Genomic DNA, 18,579 nt, shown 5'->3' on the forward strand with positions numbered 1-18,579 from the left:
AAAACGGACATGGGCAGCATCACGCTCCAAAAAGTGTCGAAAGTGTTCGGCGAGGCCAAGGTCATTCCGTCCATCGACCTCGAAATCAACAACGGCGAATTCGTCGTCTTCGTCGGTCCCTCGGGCTGCGGCAAGTCCACGCTGCTGCGTCTGATAGCCGGGCTGGAAGACGTTTCGAGCGGGCATATCCTGATCGACGGCAAGGACGTCACCGACGCGGCACCCGCCGAGCGCGGCCTTGCCATGGTGTTCCAGTCCTATGCGCTCTATCCGCATATGAGCGTGCGCAACAACATCGCCTTCCCCCTGAAGATGGCGAAGCTCGACAAGGCGGTGATCGACAAGAAGGTGGCGGATGCCGCCCGTGTGCTGAACCTGACCGACTATCTGGAGCGCCGCCCCTCGCAGCTTTCCGGCGGTCAGCGTCAGCGCGTCGCGATCGGCCGCGCGATCGTGCGCGAACCTTCGGCCTTCCTGTTCGACGAGCCGCTTTCCAACCTCGATGCCGCATTGCGCGGCACGATGCGGCTGGAGATCAGCGACCTGCACCACCAGCTCAAGACGACGATGGTCTACGTGACCCACGACCAGGTGGAGGCGATGACCATGGCCGACAAGATCGTCGTGCTCAATCGCGGCAATATCGAGCAAGTCGGCTCGCCGCTCGAACTCTACAAGAGCCCGCGCAATCTGTTCGTCGCCGGCTTCATCGGTTCGCCGCACATGAACTTCGTTACCGGCACCTACGCCCAGTCGAAGAACGCCAAGACCGCCGGCATCCGCCCCGAGCATCTCGGCCTGTCGAAGGACAGCGGCATCTGGCGCGGCGTCGTGAAGGTCGCCGAACATCTCGGCGCCGACACGTTCCTGCACCTTGATGTCGAGGGTGTGGGCCAGATCACCGCACGCTGCGACGGGGAATTCGGCGCCTATCACGGTGATACGGTCTACATGACGCCCGATGAGACCAAGTTGCATCGGTTCGATGACAAGGGCCTGGCCCTTCGCGCCTGAGCGCGAGACTGGAGTAAAGACAATGACTGTGAAGCTTTCGCTGGCGAGCTTGAATGACGCTGCGGCCACCGCCGCCGTGCCGGCCTATGATCCCAAAAGCCTGACCGCCGGCATCCTGCATTTCGGCGTCGGCAATTTCCATCGCGCCCACCAGGCGATCTATCTCGACGACCTGTTCAACACCGGCAAGGCGCATGACTGGGCGATCATCGGCGCCGGCGTAATGCCGTCCGACGGGGCCATGCGCGACAAGCTGAAGGCCCAGGATTTTCTGACCACCGTCGTCGAGCAGGACAACAACCGGACCGCCGCCCGCATCACCGCGCCGATGATCGACATCATCGCCCCCGGCGACGTCGCGACCCTGATCGAGACGCTGGCCGACCCGAACATCCGCATCGTTTCGATGACGATTACCGAAGGCGGCTATTTCATCGATGCATCGGGTGCGTTCAACCCGGCCCATCCGGCGATCGCCGAAGATGGTAAGAACCCCGCGAACCCGAAGACCGTATTCGGCCTGATCCTCGCCGGCCTCAAGGAGCGCAAGGCACGCAGGATCGCCCCGTTCACCATCATGTCCTGCGACAACATTCCCGGAAACGGCGAGGTGACGGAGAACGCCGTCATCGGGCTTGCCAAGCTTTCCGACCCGGATTTCGCCCACTGGATCCACAAGAACGTCGCCTTTCCGAACTCGATGGTCGATCGCATCACGCCCGCCACGGGGGGCCGCGAGATCGACATCCTCAAGAACGATTTCGGCATCGACGACAACTGGCCTGTGTTCTGCGAGGAATTCAAGCAGTGGGTGATGGAGGACAAGTTCCCCTCCGGCCGTCCGCGGCTGGAAGAGGTGGGCGTCCAGTTCGTGCCCGACGTGGCGCCCTACGAGTTGATGAAGATCCGCATTTTGAACGGCGGCCATGCGGCGATCGCCTATCCGGCAGCCCTTCTCGACATCCATTTCGTGCATGAGGCGATGGAGCACAAGCTGATCCGCGCCTTCCTCGAAAAGCTGGAAAAGGACGAGATCATCTCGGTCATCCCACCGGTGCCGAACACCAACCTCATTGATTACTACAAGCTGATCGAGCGGCGCTTCTCCAACCCCAAGATCGGCGACACGATCCCGCGTCTCGCGCAGGACGGGTCCAATCGCCAGCCGAAATTCATCCTGCCCTCGACCGCCGACCGGCTGGCCAAGGGCCAGGACATTGTCGGCCTCTCGCTGGTCTCGGCGCTGTGGTGCCGCTACTTCGCCGGCACGTCGGACAGCGGCAAGGAGATCGTCTTCAACGACGCCAGCGCCGATCGCCTGAACGCCGCGGCGCTGAAAGCCAAGGATAACCCGGACGCCTTCCTTGCGCTTGGCGACATTTTTGGTGACGTTGCGAAGTCCGAGCTGTTCCGCACCCGCTTTGCGCATGCGCTGAAGACGCTCTGGGCTGAAGGGACGGCAAGGACGCTCGAGCTTTATCTCGGCGGCAAGCTGGTCAAATAGCGGGTGACGGACGTGCAACAGTCGGCGGGACCATTGGTGATCTTCGATTGCGACGGGGTCCTCGTCGACAGCGAGCCCGTTTCCGTGCGCGTGCTCGTCGATGCGCTGCGCCGCAAGGGGGTCGAGATGGATGCGGCGGAGGCCTATCGCCGCTTCCTCGGCCGCAGCCTCGGCACCGTGACGAAAACCATGCGCGAGGAATTCGGCGTCGAGGCTGACGACGGTTTTCTGGAGGACATGCGCCACGATCTCTACGCCCGCTTCCGTGCAGAGCTGCAGCCGATGCCGGGAATTGCCGAGACCCTGGATACGTTAGGTTTCCGCCGCTGCGTGGCGTCTTCGAGCCAGCCGGAGCGCATCCGCCTGTCCCTGTCGCTGACCGGCCTGATCGACAAGCTGGAGCCGAACATTTTTTCCGCCACGATGGTGGAAAAGGGCAAGCCGGCGCCGGATCTCTTCCTGCATGCGGCAAGCGAAATGGGCGCCGATCCCAAAAACTGCATCGTCATCGAGGACAGCCCCGCCGGCATCCAGGCGGGCCACAGCGCCGGCATGTCGGTGTTTGCCTTCGTCGGCGGTTCGCACGCCTCGGTTCCCGGCTACCGGGAGCGGATCGATGCGCTTTCACCGGAAGTCGTGTTTGACGCGATGCCGGATTTGATCCACCTTGTCCAGAAACACATAGAGGGTCGCAACGGCCCCGTTTCGCAGTCGGCAGTTTAGCTGTTGCTTGCGGAATACCTGAGCGACCACAAGGGACAGGAAACAAATCCGGATGCGTGATCATCTCGTTGCGGTCGATATCGGCACGGGCAGCGCCCGCGCCGGCGTCTTTGATCGCGCCGGGCGCCTGCTCGCCAAGGCCAAGCACCCCATCCTGATGTTCCGCCCGAAGCAGAATCACGCCGAGCACGATTCCGAAGATATATGGGCCGCCACCTGCCGCGCGGTGAAAGAGGCGATGGCCGAGGCGAGTATTGCGGCGGACCGCATCGCCGCAATCGGCTTCGATGCCACCTGTTCTCTTGTTGCCCGCGACCGCGAAGGCCGACCGCTCAGCGTTTCGACGACCGGCAAGACCAACCAGGACACCATCGTCTGGCTCGACCATCGGGCGATCAGACACGCCGAGCAGCTTTCCGCCACTGGGCACAAGGTGCTCGAATTCTCCGGTGGCTCGCTGTCGCCCGAGATGGAAATGCCGAAGCTGATGTGGCTGAAACAGCATCTGCCGCAAAGCTGGGCGAAGGCGGGCTATTTCTTCGATCTCGCCGATTTCCTCACCTGGAAGGCGACCGGCTCGCCCGCCCGCTCGCGCTGCACGCTGACCGCCAAATGGAACTATCTCGCCCACGAAAATCCCGGCTGGAGCGCCGATTACCTGGCGCTCGCCGGCCTCGAAGACCTTCTCGAAAAGGGCGGCTTGCCGGATGATACGATCGGCGTCGGGACAAGCGTCGGCGGCCTCAGCCGTCGGGCAGCCGAAGAGCTCGGCCTCGACGCGAAAGTGCAGGTGGCGCCCGGCATGATCGATGCCTATGCCGGCGCCTTTGGCGTCCTCGGTGGGGTTTCCGGCGGCGCCTCCGAAGGCTCCAAACTCGAAACCAGCGTGGCGTTGATCGGCGGCACGTCGAGCTGCATCGTCGCCTTCACCAGGGATGCCAAGCCCGGCCGCAGCCTCTGGGGGCCCTATTACGAGGCGATCCTCCCCGGCCACTGGCTGGTCGAAGGCGGACAGTCGGCGGCGGGGGCGCTGCTCGATCATATCGTGATAATGCACGCCGCCGGCGGCGAACCGACAACGGAACTCCACGGCCGCATCATCGCCCGCGTCGGCGAGTTGCGCACGGAATCCGAGGACGATATCGCCCCGAACCTGCACATTCTGCCGGATTTCCACGGTAACCGCTCGCCGCTTGCCGACCCGCACGCGACCGGCGTCATCAGCGGCCTGACGCTCGACACGTCCTTCGACGGCCTCTGCCGGCTCTACTGGCGCACCTGCGTCTCGATCGCGCTCGGCATAAGGCACATTCTCGACGCGCTCTCGGACTACGGTTATCGGTTCGAAACCCTCCACGTCACCGGCGGCCACGTCAACAACCCGCTCTTGATCGAACTCTACGCCGACGTTACCGGCCGCAAGGTGGTGATCCCGGAAAACCGCGATGCCGTGCTGCTCGGGACGGCAATGGCGGCTGCGGTGGCCGGCGGGGTGCATGGCTCGCTGTTCGAAGCGGGGCAGGCGATGGACGGCGGCGGGACAGAAATGCTGCCGGACCCAGCGCGGGCCGAGCAGTACGGGCGGGACTACCGACGGTTCCTGGCGATGGTCAGGCACCGGGAGGAATTGCGGGGGATGGCGTAGGCGGCTGCGCGGCGAGTTATCCCGCAGTTCTAATAGTTCTCCAGCAGATGCGGCGCGTCAGGAGACCCGAAACGGGGCTGCACGCCGAGCAAAGGCGCTGATCGACCGATAATCTCCTTGATCATCGGTGCGGCGGTGGATGCGGCGGTCCGCCCGCCGTGTTCCCCTGTCTGCGGGGCATCGATGATCGAAAGTACGATGTATTTGGGCCTGTCCATGGGGAAGGCAGCGACGAAGGCATTGAAATTGATGTCCTTGGCATAACGTCCGTTGATCACCTTGTCGGCCGTGCCCGTCTTGCCGCCGACCTGGAAACCTTCGACCTGCGCGCCGCGTCCCGAGCCTTTCACGCCGTTCCAGGTGAACAGGTAGCGCATGTCGCCGCTGGTGCCCCGCTTTATCACCGGGCGGGAAACCCGCTCGGCCTCTTCCCGGGAACGGGGAAGAAAAGTGGGAGGAACAAGGGTGCCGCCATTGATCAGAGCGGCGGCGGCAACCGCGGTCTGCAGCGGAGTGGTTGCGACCCCGTGGCCGAACGAGATGGTGACCGAGTTGATCTTCTTCCATGTCTTCGGCTGGGTTGGCGTCGCCACGCCCGGCATCTCGGTTTCCATCCTGGAAAGAAGCCCGAGCTTCGTGAGGAACTGCTGATGACCCTCGATCCCGACCCTGTCCGCCACCGCCGCGGTGCCGATATTCGATGAATACTGGAAGACTTCCGAGATCGTCAGCGGTCGGTTCTTTCCGCGGAAGTCCTTGATGGTGAAGCCGCCCATGCGTATGGGCCGGGAAGCATCGACGACGGAGTTCAGGGTGATCTTGCCTTCGTCCAGCCCCATCGCCAGAGTGAAGCTCTTGAATGTCGAGCCCATCTCGAATGTGGCGTTGCTCATCCGGTTGAACCAGCCCTTTTCATAGTCCTTGTCCACGCTGCCGTCGGGCAGCGTCCGGGAGGGTTCATTGAGGTCGTAGTCGGGCACTGATGCCATCGCCAGGATCTCGCCGGTATCGACGTCGAGAACCACGGCGCCCGCAGCCTCGGCCTTATAGGCGGTCATCGCGTTGGCGACGACCTGGCGGACGATATTCTGGACGCGGAGATCGATGGACAGTCTGACCGGCTCAAGCGGGGCGCCGCCGGTGAGCCCGGCCAGGCGAAGATCGCCGAGACCCTGCTGGTCCAGATAGCGCTCCATTCCCGCAAGGCCCTGATTGTCGACATTCACATGGCCGACGATGTGAGAGGCGGTCGCGCCGCCTGGATAGAACCGGCGTTTTTCCGGTCTGAAGCCGATGCCGGGAATGCCGAGCGTCAGGATATCCGCCTGCTGTTTCGGGGTGAGCTGCCGTTTCAGCCATTGGAAGGCGGTCTGCGATCGCAGCTTCTTGTGGGTTTCGCTCCAGTCGAGGTTCGGGATGACGAAGGCAAGCTTCTCGACGACCTCGTCCGCATCGACGATCCTGCGCGGATCGGCATAGAGCGAGATCATGTTGAGGTCGGTGGCCAGCAGTGCTCCGTTGCGATCGACGATGTCCGGCCTGGAGGCGACGGGGTTGCTGCCGATCGTTCCCGTCACGGCCGGTTCGGCAAGACCGTATTGGACAAGGCGCGCGCCGATGACGAAATAGACGGCAAGAAACCCGGCGATCAGAATTCCGAGCCGTTGCCTGGCCTCCCTTCTGCGGCTTGTGCGTGCACCCAGGAAGGTCGCATTTTTGGCGATGACATTGCTCTTAACGATGAAATGTGCACGGCTTCTGAGCCGGACGACAAAAGAGATCATTCCGAACAAATCCACAAAATATGTCAGCCGAAGGCAAAGCTCGGGCGGTCAGTCGCCGCTGGTTTGCAACCTGCACGCGGTCGGGCCGGAAGCCAACAGCTGAGCTACCGGGCGGGCCGACATGTTTAAAGTTGCATTAATATACAATTAAAGTTGTACTTGGTCGTTTGACGAACCGTTAACTGCTGCTTGTCGGGCTGTAGATGGGTCGTCGCCAACTTGCACAACGCATTATAGAGATACCGCCCCGCCTTGCCACCCGTGCTCCTTGCTCCCCCGCCCCCTCAAACCTACATGTCTCCCGCCAACCTGGAGACGCCGATGATTTTCGACGCCGCACGTCTTTCGCTCACCAACCTCTTCGCACCCGAGACCCGTTCCGTCTTCTGGAAGACACTGGGCCTTACCGCCCTCGTGCTGATCGGCATCTGGTTCGGCTTGCGGGAGATCTTCATCCTCTATGCCTGGCCATGGTTCGCCGCCTTTTTTCCGGACCTTCCGGATTGGGCGGGTTGGCTGACCTTGTTTGCGGCGATCTTTGCCGGCATCGGGCTGGCGTTGGCGCTCGCGTTGCTGATCGCGCCGATCACCGCTCTCATCGCCGGCCTGTTCCTCGACGATGTCGCGGAAGTCGTCGAAAAGCGCGATTATCCCAACGACCCGCCCGGCAAGGCGATGCCGCTCGCCCAGGCGATTATCGGCTCGATCCAGTTCCTGGGCGTCGTCATCGTCGGCAATATCATCGCGCTCTTCCTGCTGTTCATACCCGGCATCAACCTGATCGCCTTCTTCATGGTGAACGGCTATCTGCTCGGCCGGGAGTTTTTCGAGTTCGCGGCGACGCGGTTCAGGACGCCTGCGGAAGCGCGTGCCTTCCGCGCCAAACATTCCTCCACCGTGTTCATGGCTGGCCTTTTGATCGCCTGTTTCCTGGCGGTCCCGATCGTCAACCTTCTGACGCCGCTGTTCGCCGCCGGCCTGATGGTCCATCTCCACAAGGCGGTCTCGAAACGCGATCCTGGCTTCAAGCTTTAAGCAGGGGCGTTGCGGCCTTACTCGACGGCCTCGCCGATGAGCTGCTGCGGCAGTTCCACCAATGGCGCCGGCACGTCGACGGTTTTTTCCGGCGAGCGACAGAGATCGGCGATCACGCAGCGCTCGCATTCCGGTTTTCGTGCCTTGCAGCAATAGCGCCCGTGCAGGATCAGCCAGTGGTGGGCGTGGAAGAGATACTGGTCGGGGATCACCTTCAAGAGGTTTTCCTCGACTTCGTCGGGCGTCTTGCCCGGCGCCATCAAGAGCCGGTTGGCGATGCGGAAGACATGCGTGTCGACCGCCAGCGTGGGCACCCCGAAGGCCATCGACATCACCACATTCGCGGTCTTGCGGCCGACGCCCGGCAGGCGGATCAGCTCCTCGCGCGTCTTCGGCACTTCGGAACCGAACTCGTCGATCAGCATGCGACAGAGGGCGATGACGTTCTTTGCCTTGTTGCGATAGAGGCCGATCGTCTTGATATATTGGGTGACTCCCTCTTCGCCGAGAGCCAGCATTTTTTCAGGCGTGTCGGCAATCTTGAACAGCGCCCTCGTTGCCTTGTTGACGCCGGCATCGGTCGCCTGGGCGGATAATGCCACCGCCACGACCAGCGTGAACGGGTTCACGTGTTCCAGCTCGCCCTTCGGCTCCGGGCGCTGCACCGAGAAGCGGCGGAAAATCTCCTCCATCTCCGCTTTCGAATAGGCGGATTTGAAGCGCTTGGGCTTGGGTGCGGCCTTTGGTGCCACTGGACGTTCGCCGGCGTGATTTGACTTTTGCGGGGTGCTGGTTTTGGATTTGATCTTTGGAGTCGCCATATGCCTGTATAGGCATCCCGCAGGAGGGAAATCAACGTGGACGTTTCCGAGGATCAGCCTGTTTTTGCAGCCGAACTGACGCCCTACCGTTCGCTCGGCAAGACCGGCTTTCGCATCGTTCTGCTGTTGTCGGGCGCGGTCTGCCTCCTCTATGGCGGCTTCTTCCTGATCACCGGCGCTTACCCGATCGGCCTGTTCTTCGGGCTGGATTTCCTTGGCCTCTATATCGCGCTGAAAATGAGCTACCGGTCGGGGCAGGCCCGCGAGGAAGTCACCGTGTCGCGCAGCAACCTGTCGATCCGAAAATTCTCGCCGGCGGGGCGGATGGTGGAGCATTGCTTCAACCCGTTCTGGGCGCGTTTCAACGTCCGCCGCCACGAGGAATTCGGCATCACGTCGATGTCCGTGACGGGCGAGGGGCGCGGCACCGATATCGGTTCCTTCCTCAATCCGGACGACCGGGAGAGTTTTGCCAAGGCCTTCAAGCGCGCGCTCGCGACGGTCAAGCAAAGGATCTGAGCCCGGCGAAGAAACGCGCGAAAGGGCAAGAAACGGGTGGTTTCGGCGAAGCCGAAGGGGCATTTAAGCAGCATACCAGTTGCACAGCGATCGTTGCGCGCCCAAGGTCCGGTTTGGCCGGTGCGCCCGCTGCAGAGGAGACACGCCATGAATGCTCTCGCCCAGATCAGTTCGCCGCCCGTCGACGTGACGCCCGATGGTTCCGACTACGAAACCGTCCGCCGCGTCATCGAGATGATCACGCTCGACTACCGCGACCAGCCGTCGCTCGAAGCGATCGCTTCCGAACTCGGTCAGTCGCCGACCCAGCTCCAGAAAGTGTTCACCCGTTGGGCCGGCCTGTCGCCGAAGGCCTTCCTTCAAGCCGTCACCCTCGACCATGCCAAGCGCCTGCTCGGCAAGGAAGAGCTGCCGCTGCTGGAAGCTTCCTATGAGCTCGGCCTCTCCGGCCCCGGCCGCCTTCACGACCTGTTCGTCACCCATGAGGCGATGTCGCCCGGCGAATGGAAGGCGCGGGGCGGCGGGCTGACGATCCGCTACGGCTTTCACCCGTCGCCCTTCGGCGAGGCGCTGGTCATGGCGACGGATCGGGGCCTCTCGGGCCTCGCCTTTGCCGATCACGGCCATGAACAGGCGGCGCTCGACGACATGATGCGCCGCTGGCCGAACGCCGAATACGTTTCCGACCAGGAGATGACCGCGCCCTATGTCAGCCGCGTCTTCGACCGTGCGAACTGGTCTTGCGACCAGCCGCTGAAAGTTGTGCTCATCGGCACCGACTTCCAGGTGCGCGTCTGGCAGAGCCTGCTCAAGATCCCGTTCGGCAAGGCCGTCACCTATTCCGACGTCGCCAACGACATCGGCCAGCCGACCGCCAGCCGCGCGGTGGGGGCGGCGGTTGGCGCCAACCCGATCTCGTTCGTGGTGCCGTGTCACCGGGCGCTTGGCAAGAGCGGGGCGCTGACGGGGTATCACTGGGGGCTGACGCGCAAGCGGGCTATTCTGGGGTGGGAAGCGGGGAATGCTTGAGGTGTTTCTTTGGGTGTGGTTTGCCTCACACCCGCCTATACTTCTTCCGCCAGTCTCAGCAATTCCTTTGCCGCCGTCTCATCGGTAATCAGCGTATTGCACCCGACCCTGCGGATCGTAGCGCGGATCGCCACTGCCCGGTGGGCGCCGCCCGACGACAGCACGATGTGCCTGGCCTTCCTCAGCGTATCCAGATCCACCGACATCACCCGCTCGTTCAGCTTTTGATCCACCGAGCGGCCATCCTCGTCCAGAAAATTGAACATCGTGTCGCAGACGCAGCCCGCGGCGATCAGCCGGTCGAGCTCCGCCTTGGAGATGAAGCCTTCCGACAGCGAGGTGGAATGCGGACCGATATCTCCACAGCTCACCACCGCCAGGTCGAGGTTTTCGGCGAGATCGTAGATCGTGTTGAGCCCGCATTGCTCGATCAGCGCCCGCTTGGTCTTGACCGAGTCGACCAAGAGCGGCGCCAGGAACATGTAGCATTCGGCGCCGAGTTGGCCGGCGAAGCGCCAGGTGTAATCGATCGGGTTGGTCTGGTGCACGGCGACGATGCCGCCGAGCAGCGACACGACCTTGCAGTTTTCCCGCCGCGGAGGGCGAAAGCTGCCGAGCGAGGCGGTCATGGTGCGGCCCCAGCCGACCCCGATGGTCATGTCGTCCTGCACCACTTCGGAGAGGAACTGCCCGAGCGCCAGCCCGACCGAGCTTGCAAGGGCTGCTGCGCTGTTGTCGCGCGGGGCCGGCACGACCACGGCCTCGTCCAGCCCGTAGGCCTTTTCCAGCCGGATCGCCAGCTCGACGCAGGTGTCGATCCCTTCGCTGATCCAGATCTGCACTTCGGAGCGCTTCATCGCCTCGTCGAGCAGGCGGATCACCGTCGAACGGCTCAAGCCCAGCCGTTCGGCGACATCTTTTTGCGTCAATCCCTGGTTATAATAAAGCCATGCCGCGCGCAGCCGCATGGAGGCGGCTTCGGAATAGGCGGTATGGGTCTCGCGTCTGAGCCTAGCCAACGGGCCTCCCGGGGACGATGGTGGACAAGCGGAATGATATTTGTTCCAACTGACACATATGTCAATTCAGAAGAACAAATGTCTTGACTTTTTAACCATCGGTGGGGGATAGTCTTGCCAACGCGCCGGAGGAGCCAAATCGCGCGACAGGCGTTTAGTTCTCCATATCGAGGAATATTCGGATGACGTCTAAACTAGAGCAGCTTCGTTCCATGACCACGGTCGTTGCCGATACCGGCGACATCGAGGCGGTCGCCCGCCTGAAGCCCGTGGATTGCACCACCAACCCGACCATCGTCCTGAAAGCGCTCGGCACGCCTGTCTTCGCCGACAAGGTTCAGGAAGCGATCGCCTGGGGCCGGAAGCAGTCCGGCAACCCGGATGCCGTCGTGTCCGCCGTGGCCGACCGCCTGGCGATCACCGTCGGTGCCTCGCTCTCCGAACTGGTGCCGGGCCGCGTTTCGACCGAAGTCGATGCCGACCTTTCCTTCGACACGGAAGCATCGATCGCCAAGGCCCGCCAGATCATCGCCGCCTACAAGGAGCGCGGCATCGAGCGTGACCGCATCCTGATCAAGCTCGCCTCCACCTGGGAAGGCATCCGCGCCGCCGAAGTGCTGCAGACGGAAGGCATCGACTGCAACCTGACGCTTCTCTTCAGCCAGGCCCAGGCGATCGCCTGCGCCGAAGCAAAAGTGTTCCTGATCTCCCCCTTCGTCGGCCGCATTCTCGACTGGTACAAGAAGTCGACCGGCCAGGACTACACAGCCGAGACCGATCCGGGCGTCGTGTCCGTCCGCGCCATCTACAATTACTACAAGTCGAATGGCATCAAGACGATCGTCATGGGCGCCTCCTTCCGCAATGCCGGCGAAATCGAAGCGCTGGCCGGCTGCGACCGCCTGACGATCAGCCCGGCTCTGCTCGACGAACTCGACAAGGATACGGGCACGCTCGCTCGCAAGCTCTCGCCGGAAACCTTCAAGGCCGAGCCTCTCCAGTCGCTCGACGAGAAGGCCTTCCGCTGGATGATGAACGAGGACGCCATGGCGACCGAAAAGCTGTCGGAAGGCATCCGCGCCTTCGCCAAGGACCTTGGCGCCCTGCGCCAGATGGTCAAGAAGGAACTGACGCTGGCTGCTGCCTGATCAGGCCGCCTGCGACAGATGCAAGGCCCGCCCATGGCGGGCCTTTTTGCTTTCCCGATACCGTGAAGATAGGCGTGGAGCTATAATTTTGCGCCAAGAGCACCGGTCCGGAGGCTATAAAAGCGGGAAAAATTGAATATAGTCAACTTTTGGTTTAACTGAAATTTCAACCGGATCGGTTAGGCTTATCCCACTTGTCAGAAGCGATATCGCTTGGAGCACGGAGTGGGACTATGGCTGGTGTGCCGTTTGGCCACATATTATCCAACGCCGCCCTATTGGAGGCGCTGAACAAATCGCAGGCGATCATCGAATTCGACCTCAAGGGCATGATCCTTCATGCCAACGAGAACTTCTGCAAGACGATGGGATACACGCTCGCCGAAATCGTCGGCAAGCATCACCGTATCTTCGTCGATCCGGCCGAGGCGGGATCGAAGGCCTATGAAGACTTCTGGAAACAGCTCATCAGCGGCCAATACGACCAGCGGCAATACAAGCGCCTGGCGAAAGGCGGCCGCGAGATCTGGATCCAGGCCACCTACAATCCGTTGTTCCGGGGTAAGAAGCCCTTCAAGATCGTCAAGCTGGCGACCGATATCACGGCTGCGAAGCAAAGTGCGGCAGAAGACAAGGGAAAGCTCCAGGCCTTGTCGCGCGCCCAGGCCATCATCGAGTTCACACCCAGTGGCGAAATACTCACCGCCAACGAGAACTTCCTGAAGACGCTCGGCTATTCGCTCACCGAAATCGTCGGCAAGCACCATTCCATGTTCTGCGAGCTGGACTATGCGCAGTCCGCAGCTTATCGGACCTTCTGGCAGAATCTCTCCTCCGGCCGGTTCGCCGCCGATCAGTTTACCCGCGTAGCCAAGGGCGGGCAGAAGGTCTATATCCAGGCCTCCTACAATCCGATCCTCGACGACAGCGGGCGGGTTATCAAGGTCGTCAAGTTCGCGACCGACGTCAGCGAGCGGGTGACGGTGGTGAAGGAACTCGGCGCCGGCCTCGCACGCCTTTCGGACTGCAACATCCGGCAGACGATCGACGTGCCCTTCATCGAGGAGTTCGAGCCCCTGCGGCGCGATTTCAACGCCTCGATCAGCGCATTCCAGGAAACCCTCGTCAATGTGCTGAAGCAGACCAACAGCCTGAACGGCAACAGCCAGGAAATGCACGAGGCGGCCGATCAGCTCTCGATGCGCACCAAGGAACAGGCCGCTTCGCTCGAGCAGACCTCGGCCGCGCTGGAACAAGTCACCACGACCGTCCGGTCCTCGACGATCAGCACGGAAGATACGCGGAAACTCGTCAAGAACGCGCTGCAATCCGCATCGGCCTCGTCATCGGTCGTGGAAGAAACCATCACCGCCATGAAGCGCATCGAATCCGCCTCCGCCGAGATCAGCCAGATCATCGGCGTGATCGACGAGATCGCTTTCCAGACCAACCTCCTGGCACTCAACGCCGGGGTCGAGGCTGCCCGGGCGGGCGAAGCCGGCAAGGGCTTCGCGGTCGTCGCGCAGGAAGTGCGCGAGCTTGCGCAGCGCTCCGCCAAGGCCGCCAAGGAGATCAAGGAGCTTATCGGGAATTCCGGCCGGGAAGTCACCGAAGGAGTTCGCCTCGTCGATGCCACGGGTGACGCCCTTCGCGAAATCGAGCAGTTCGTCGCGTCGATCGACAAGAACGTCCAGTCGCTGGCGACCGCCGCCTCGGAACAATCGATCGGCTTGTCGGAGATCAACAACGCGGTATCCCAGATCGACCGCATGACACAGCAAAACGCCGGCATGGTTGACCATACGACTTACATCAGCGAGCAACTCGCCACGGGAGCTGCAAGCCTCGTCGAGCTCGTCAACCACTTCAAATTGAACCGGCGCTCCGCCATCCGCGAGCCAGGGTCGGCCGCGGCCACCGCAAGGCCGGTCAGGGCCGCTTGATATAAGCCCCCTGGTTGGCGGTACTCCGTGACCGGATGGCTTTCGAAAGAGGCGCCGCGGCTCTCTTTTTTATGCCGGCTGCGGCACCAGCTTGGCAGTGCCTGGCTTTCTGCTGACGAACAGACCGGTTTCCTTCTCCACCTGGAGCACGCCCTTGCCGCGCTCGAAGGCGGCGGCAATCGCTTTGCGGAACGCGTCAAGTTCAGCTTCGCTGGCGCCGTCACCGGGTGGGTAGGAGGTCAGCGCCAGAAACACGTCGTCCGGGTCGGTGATCCGCATGTGCGCGGGATGCTGGGAGAAGGTGACGTTGCCGAACCGGGCGCGCATCAGCTCCTTGGCCTTGTCGTATCCGAAGACGGCCGCGCTCGGATCGAACGGCTCGCTGCCGAACACGGTGGTGAACTCGTAGATCCCGAGCATGTTGCCGGCGCCGTTGGTGGTGACGGCGAGAAAGCCTCTGGGCTTCAGCACACGGAACATTTCCGCGATGCCGGCCGCCGGATCGGGCAGGTGGTAGAGCATGTGCATGGCGATGACCATATCGAAGCTATCGTTCTCGAATGGCATGGCGGCGGCTTCCGCTTGGCGGCCCGTCAACGATCCGAAAGGGAGCTGCGTGCAACGCGCAACGGCCTCCTCCACCATTCCGGCAGACTGATCGGCGAGCGTCAGGTCGAGATTTTCGGGTACATCCTTGATCACGGATGCCCAGAACCAGGCCGGGCCGCAGCCGATATCGAGCACGCGGTCACCCGGACGAAGGGGCAGTTGCCGCGCCACCCAGGGAAACCAGCCGGTTTCGGCAATTGTATATTCCCTGTTGAGGCGCCCACGGGCCGCCAGCTTTCGGCTGTCGGCATATTGAACGGCGTTGCCCGAAGTTATCGATGACATGGCTTTTCCCGCGTGGCGGCAGCCCGCCTAATGCGATCAAGTATCGGACTACGTCGTATCCATCGAATCTCACAGTTTTGCAACGGCAAGTAACATTTCCGGCGGCCAATAACGGCCGCCGGAAGAGTTTGGCGTGATCACGCCGGCTGCGGCACCAGCTTGGCAGTGCCCGGCTTGCGCAGCAGCAGGACCGAAAGGGCGGCGATCATGCACATCACGCCGGCGATCTGCAGGGCGGGCATATAGGTGTTGAAGTCGCTCTTGAGGAACCCCGCACCGAAGGCGGCCGTGGCCGCACCGAGTTGATGGCCGGCAAATACCCAGCCGAAGATCAGGCCGGCCCGCTCGCGGCCGAATTCGGCGGCGGCAAGCTTCACGGTCGGAGGCACGGTCGCCACCCAGTCGAGCCCGTAGAAGATCGCGAAGACCGAGAGTTCGACGAAACTGAAGCCCGAGAGGGACAGGTAGACCAGCGACAGGCCGCGCAGGCCGTAGAACCAGAACAGCAGCCAGCGATTGTCGTAACGGTCCGACAGCCAGCCGGCGAAGATGGTGCCGAAGAAGTCGAAGATGCCGATCACCGCAAGCGTGCTGGCGGCCGTCACGGCAGCCATGCCGAAATCGCCGCAAATCGAGATCCAGTGGGTCTGGATCAGGCCGTTGGTGGAAAGGCCGCAGACGAAGAACGTGCCGAACAGGACCCAGAAGGTGGGGCTTGTCGAGGCATGGCGGAGCGCGCCGATCGGCGAATAGAGCGTTGCCAGGAACTTGTGGTCCTGCTTGGGCGCGGGCGTAACCGCCGTCTCGCCATAGGCAGGCAGGCCGACATCGGCGGGGTAGTCGCGCATCAAGAGCAGGACCAGCAGCATCGCGGCGGCGATGACGACGACAGTGAAGGTGAGCGCCGTGCGCCAGCCATAGGCTTCCGTCATCGCGGCCAGAAGCGGGAGGAAAACGAGCTGGCCGGTGGCGTTGCTGGCGGTCATCAGGCCGACGACGAGGCCGCGGCGCTTGGAAAACCAGCGGGTCGCGACGGTGGCGCCGAGAACCAGCGCCGTCATGCCGGTGCCGACGCCGATCACCACGCCCCAGAGCGCCACGAGCTGCCAGACTTCGGTCATAAACAGCGAGACGACAATGCCGCTCATGATCAGCGCGAGCGCAAAGGTGACCACCTGGCGGACGCCGAAATGGTTCATGAAGGCGGCGGCGAAAGGCCCGAGCAGGCCGAAAAGAACGAGGCGCACGGCCATGGCCGAGGAGATGTCGGCGATATCCCAGCCGAATTCCTGATGCAGCGGCTGGATCATCACGCCCGCCGAGCCCATGGCGCCGGCGGTCGAGAGCATGGTCAGGAATGTGGTGATGGCCACCACCCACCCATAGTGCAGGTTTCTGGCGGCCATCCATTGGGCGGCGCGATTGGAAATCATGGTTCTGTCCCTTTCGTGGTCAATGCCGCACCGGCAGCGTGTAATTTTCGGGTATATGCCCGCTTTTGAATAAAAATCAGAGAGCTGCCAGCAGCTCCTGCAATTGTCTGGTTTTCTCGGCCCCGAGCCGGGCCTCGATATCGTCCTGGACGCTGTCCCAGAGGGGCGCGCCCTGCTTCAGGATGGCCGCACCCTTCGGCGCGATCGTCAGCATGGCTTCGCGCTGGTCCTCGCCATGGCCGATCGCCACCAGGCCCATGCGCTCCAGCACCTTGGCATTGCGGCCGACCGTCGAGCGGTCCAGTTCCACCTGCACGGCGAGATCGGTCAGCGAAATCGGCGCCAGCCGGTTGATGTTGCGCAACAGGCTGAACTGTCCGATGTTGACGCCAAGCGGCGCCAGGGCCTCGTCGTAATAGGACGAGACCTTTCGGGAGGCTTTGCGCAGCAGGATGCAGTGGCAGGTGTCGTTCGGCATTGTGCGGGTATATACCCGCGGTTCGATTTGCGCAAGAGGGGCGCATCAAAAGCCGGACCGTTTCGGAATGGCGCAGGACGTTGGCAGGAAAGATCCTCTTGGGCCGAAAAGAATCCCCGGGCTTAAAGCTTCCTCAACAAGAATAGGCGACTATCCCGGCACTATTCCATCCTGTTGTTTTGCGTAGATATGGAGTTGACCATGCCGGAGCTCGGCAAGTGAAGGGTCTGAAGTTCCGGTTTTCCAAGAAGCTCGTCTTCATCCTCATGGGCAGCATCGTCGTGCTCGGCGGTGGCAGCGGCGCGGCTGCGGTGCTCATCGGCGCGGACAAGATCCTCGGCCCCTCCTATCTGGAGATCAACGGGCTGGAATGCACCGCGCTGGAAACGGTCAAGATCAAGCGGGACCAGCGTTACTGGATCCGCAAATACGTGGTGAGCGACGGAACCGGCGACGGTCTGGCGCGCATCCGCACGGCCTTGCGCGTCGCCAAGGCGGTGCAGGAAAAGGAAAAGGCCGATCTCGTCCAGGTGGCGGTGATCGACAAGGCAGGTCCAAGAGACCGCGCCCAGATGCGCGGCCGCGCGATCGGCGCCCAGGTTGTCTATATTCCCGACCCCAAGAAGGCGCCCGAGGGCACCTCGGTACAGCCCTATTCCGCCTATTACCTCGATGGCACGGCCAATTCGAACGGCGAATATTACGGCATGCGCATCGATCTGCCGCTTGAGGATGTCGAGACGCTCACCGCCCGGCTGACCGACCACGCCGATTGTGTCGAGCCGGTCGTCGCCACGCCGGAAGGCGCACATGGTGCTCCCGCCGGCCATGGCGAAAAACCGAAGGCTGACGGTCACGGCGCGCCGAGCGGCCATGGCGAGCCTGCCGGCCACGGGGCACCCGCAGCCGATGCCCACGGCGCTCCTGCCGACGCCCATGGTGCTCCCGCCGAGGGTCATGGCGACGAAGTCGCCGCCAAGGAAGGCGGTGGTTTCTTCAGTTCCATCACCGGCATGATCTTCGGCTCGAAGCCGGAAGCGCCGGCCGAGGCCGCCCATGCGCCCGAAGGTGACGCCCACGCGGCTGAAACCCATGCAGCTGCTCCGGCAGCCGACACGCATCCGGCACCGGCAGCACAGAACAAGGCCGCCGCTGCGCAGGACCATCAGAAGCCTGCCGCCCCGACCCAGGTCGCATCCGCCGAACCGAAAAAGGAAGAGGGCGGTTTCCTCGCTTCCCTGACCGGCATGTTCTTCGGCAGCGGCGAGCAGGAGACGCCGAAGGCATCCCCAGTTGCGGCCAAGGCATCCGAGCCCGCGCCCGAGCCTCGCACGTCTGCGGAAGGCGGCAAGCGCTGGTCCAAACAGACCGATGCCGATGCGGTCCGTTCCGATGCCAAGCCGCCGGAAGCGACGCATGCCGAAGCGGCCCCGGCCAAGACAAACGGCAGCACCGAAGCCGACGCCGCCGGCGCCGAGTGGCTGGCCAAGCTGCGCGGCCAACCGGCTCCGGCCGCGCCCGCAAAACCCGCCCAGGCGGTTTCGGCTTCGGATGCGAAGGCTCCGGCTGCCAAGGTCGTGCATTGAATGG

At 62.8% G+C, this 18,579-nt stretch carries 16 protein-coding genes; 10 read left to right on the top strand and 6 right to left on the bottom strand.

Annotated features, from left to right (window positions below; all coding sequences use genetic code 11):
* The first annotated feature begins 9 nt into the window (after positions 1-9).
* The 4 genes from PMI07_RS20050 to PMI07_RS20065 are packed head-to-tail and all read left to right on the top strand — an operon-like array spanning position 10 to position 4,886.
* Positions 10-1,014 carry an ABC transporter ATP-binding protein gene (locus tag PMI07_RS20050; protein ID WP_007760462.1) on the top strand — a complete coding sequence of 335 codons (1,005 nt, stop codon included), beginning with the start codon at positions 10-12 and terminating at the stop codon, positions 1,012-1,014.
* Between the two features lie 22 nt (positions 1,015-1,036).
* A complete protein-coding gene (locus PMI07_RS20055) occupies positions 1,037-2,518 on the top strand; it encodes a mannitol dehydrogenase family protein (RefSeq protein ID WP_007760459.1) in 1,482 nt (493 codons plus the stop codon).
* Positions 2,519-2,530: 12 nt separating this feature from the next.
* Complete coding sequence (locus tag PMI07_RS20060; RefSeq protein WP_037087683.1) at positions 2,531-3,241, top strand: HAD family hydrolase; 711 nt, start codon at positions 2,531-2,533, stop codon at positions 3,239-3,241.
* A gap of 52 nt (positions 3,242-3,293) precedes the next feature.
* Positions 3,294-4,886, top strand: a complete 1,593-nt coding sequence (locus PMI07_RS20065; protein ID WP_007760456.1) for an FGGY-family carbohydrate kinase — start codon at positions 3,294-3,296, stop codon at positions 4,884-4,886.
* A 29-nt stretch (positions 4,887-4,915) separates the two neighbouring features.
* Here PMI07_RS20065 and PMI07_RS20070 read toward each other — a convergent pair whose 3' ends face one another.
* The gene (locus PMI07_RS20070; RefSeq protein ID WP_024163965.1) at positions 4,916-6,670 is read right to left on the bottom strand and encodes a penicillin-binding protein 2; all 1,755 of its coding nucleotides are present in this window, start codon (positions 6,668-6,670) and stop codon (positions 4,916-4,918) included.
* Between the two features lie 321 nt (positions 6,671-6,991).
* Between PMI07_RS20070 and PMI07_RS20075 the strand changes: the two genes are divergently transcribed.
* The gene (locus tag PMI07_RS20075; protein ID WP_007755749.1) at positions 6,992-7,705 is read left to right on the top strand and encodes a sulfate transporter family protein; all 714 of its coding nucleotides are present in this window, start codon (positions 6,992-6,994) and stop codon (positions 7,703-7,705) included.
* Between the two features lie 17 nt (positions 7,706-7,722).
* On the opposite strand, the gene nth is transcribed toward PMI07_RS20075, so the two are convergent.
* Positions 7,723-8,526: an endonuclease III gene (nth, locus tag PMI07_RS20080; protein ID WP_007755750.1), complete on the bottom strand. Its 804-nt coding sequence runs from the start codon at positions 8,524-8,526 to the stop codon at positions 7,723-7,725.
* 36 nt (positions 8,527-8,562) lie between these two features.
* Here nth and PMI07_RS20085 point away from each other — a divergent pair, with 36 nt between their 5' ends.
* Together PMI07_RS20085 and PMI07_RS20090 are read left to right on the top strand one after the other, a co-directional pair.
* Entirely contained in the window at positions 8,563-9,045 is a 483-nt protein-coding gene (locus PMI07_RS20085) for a DUF2244 domain-containing protein (protein WP_007755752.1), read from the top strand.
* A 147-nt stretch (positions 9,046-9,192) separates the two neighbouring features.
* The gene (locus PMI07_RS20090) at positions 9,193-10,074 is read left to right on the top strand and encodes a bifunctional helix-turn-helix domain-containing protein/methylated-DNA--[protein]-cysteine S-methyltransferase (protein ID WP_007755754.1); all 882 of its coding nucleotides are present in this window, start codon (positions 9,193-9,195) and stop codon (positions 10,072-10,074) included.
* Between the two features lie 35 nt (positions 10,075-10,109).
* On the opposite strand, the gene PMI07_RS20095 is transcribed toward PMI07_RS20090, so the two are convergent.
* Positions 10,110-11,093 carry a sugar-binding transcriptional regulator gene (locus PMI07_RS20095; RefSeq protein WP_007755757.1) on the bottom strand — a complete coding sequence of 328 codons (984 nt, stop codon included), beginning with the start codon at positions 11,091-11,093 and terminating at the stop codon, positions 10,110-10,112.
* A 182-nt stretch (positions 11,094-11,275) separates the two neighbouring features.
* Here PMI07_RS20095 and tal point away from each other — a divergent pair, with 182 nt between their 5' ends.
* Together tal and PMI07_RS20105 are read left to right on the top strand one after the other, a co-directional pair.
* Entirely contained in the window at positions 11,276-12,241 is a 966-nt protein-coding gene (tal, locus tag PMI07_RS20100) for a transaldolase (protein WP_007755760.1), read from the top strand.
* A gap of 233 nt (positions 12,242-12,474) precedes the next feature.
* A complete protein-coding gene (locus PMI07_RS20105; RefSeq protein WP_007755770.1) occupies positions 12,475-14,184 on the top strand; it encodes a PAS domain-containing methyl-accepting chemotaxis protein in 1,710 nt (569 codons plus the stop codon).
* A 69-nt stretch (positions 14,185-14,253) separates the two neighbouring features.
* On the opposite strand, the gene PMI07_RS20110 is transcribed toward PMI07_RS20105, so the two are convergent.
* The 3 genes from PMI07_RS20110 to PMI07_RS20120 form a co-directional block, all read right to left on the bottom strand.
* Positions 14,254-15,078, bottom strand: coding sequence for a class I SAM-dependent methyltransferase (locus PMI07_RS20110; RefSeq protein WP_007755772.1), 825 nt, complete (start codon positions 15,076-15,078; stop codon positions 14,254-14,256).
* Positions 15,079-15,215: 137 nt separating this feature from the next.
* Positions 15,216-16,511 (bottom strand): MFS transporter, encoded by a 1,296-nt coding sequence (locus PMI07_RS20115; RefSeq protein WP_024163966.1) that lies wholly within the window; start codon positions 16,509-16,511, stop codon positions 15,216-15,218.
* A 76-nt stretch (positions 16,512-16,587) separates the two neighbouring features.
* Positions 16,588-16,989: a MarR family transcriptional regulator gene (locus PMI07_RS20120; protein WP_007767562.1), complete on the bottom strand. Its 402-nt coding sequence runs from the start codon at positions 16,987-16,989 to the stop codon at positions 16,588-16,590.
* A 218-nt stretch (positions 16,990-17,207) separates the two neighbouring features.
* On the opposite strand from PMI07_RS20120, the gene PMI07_RS35385 reads away from it, so the two are divergent.
* On the top strand, positions 17,208-18,575 hold the full coding sequence (locus PMI07_RS35385; RefSeq protein WP_024163967.1) for a hypothetical protein: 1,368 nt from the start codon (positions 17,208-17,210) through the stop codon (positions 18,573-18,575).
* Positions 18,576-18,579 lie beyond the last annotated feature (4 nt).

Origin of the sequence: Rhizobium sp. CF080, assembly GCF_000282095.2 — a bacterium.
Taxonomy (GTDB): domain Bacteria; phylum Pseudomonadota; class Alphaproteobacteria; order Rhizobiales; family Rhizobiaceae; genus Neorhizobium.

What these genes read in the sequence shown, in the direction of transcription:
- PMI07_RS20050 (WP_007760462.1), top strand. Translation starts at nt 10, where the DNA reads ATGGGCAGCATCACGCTCCAAAAAGTGTCGAAAGTGTTCGGCGAGGCC.
- PMI07_RS20055 (WP_007760459.1), top strand. Translation starts at nt 1,037, where the DNA reads ATGACTGTGAAGCTTTCGCTGGCGAGCTTGAATGACGCTGCGGCCACC.
- PMI07_RS20065 (WP_007760456.1), top strand. Translation starts at nt 3,294, where the DNA reads ATGCGTGATCATCTCGTTGCGGTCGATATCGGCACGGGCAGCGCCCGC.
- PMI07_RS20070 (WP_024163965.1), bottom strand. Translation starts at nt 6,670, where the DNA reads ATGATCTCTTTTGTCGTCCGGCTCAGAAGCCGTGCACATTTCATCGTT.
- PMI07_RS20075 (WP_007755749.1), top strand. Translation starts at nt 6,992, where the DNA reads ATGATTTTCGACGCCGCACGTCTTTCGCTCACCAACCTCTTCGCACCC.
- nth (WP_007755750.1), bottom strand. Translation starts at nt 8,526, where the DNA reads ATGGCGACTCCAAAGATCAAATCCAAAACCAGCACCCCGCAAAAGTCA.
- PMI07_RS20090 (WP_007755754.1), top strand. Translation starts at nt 9,193, where the DNA reads ATGAATGCTCTCGCCCAGATCAGTTCGCCGCCCGTCGACGTGACGCCC.
- tal (WP_007755760.1), top strand. Translation starts at nt 11,276, where the DNA reads ATGACGTCTAAACTAGAGCAGCTTCGTTCCATGACCACGGTCGTTGCC.
- PMI07_RS20105 (WP_007755770.1), top strand. Translation starts at nt 12,475, where the DNA reads ATGGCTGGTGTGCCGTTTGGCCACATATTATCCAACGCCGCCCTATTG.
- PMI07_RS20110 (WP_007755772.1), bottom strand. Translation starts at nt 15,078, where the DNA reads ATGTCATCGATAACTTCGGGCAACGCCGTTCAATATGCCGACAGCCGA.
- PMI07_RS20115 (WP_024163966.1), bottom strand. Translation starts at nt 16,511, where the DNA reads ATGATTTCCAATCGCGCCGCCCAATGGATGGCCGCCAGAAACCTGCAC.
- PMI07_RS20120 (WP_007767562.1), bottom strand. Translation starts at nt 16,989, where the DNA reads ATGCCGAACGACACCTGCCACTGCATCCTGCTGCGCAAAGCCTCCCGA.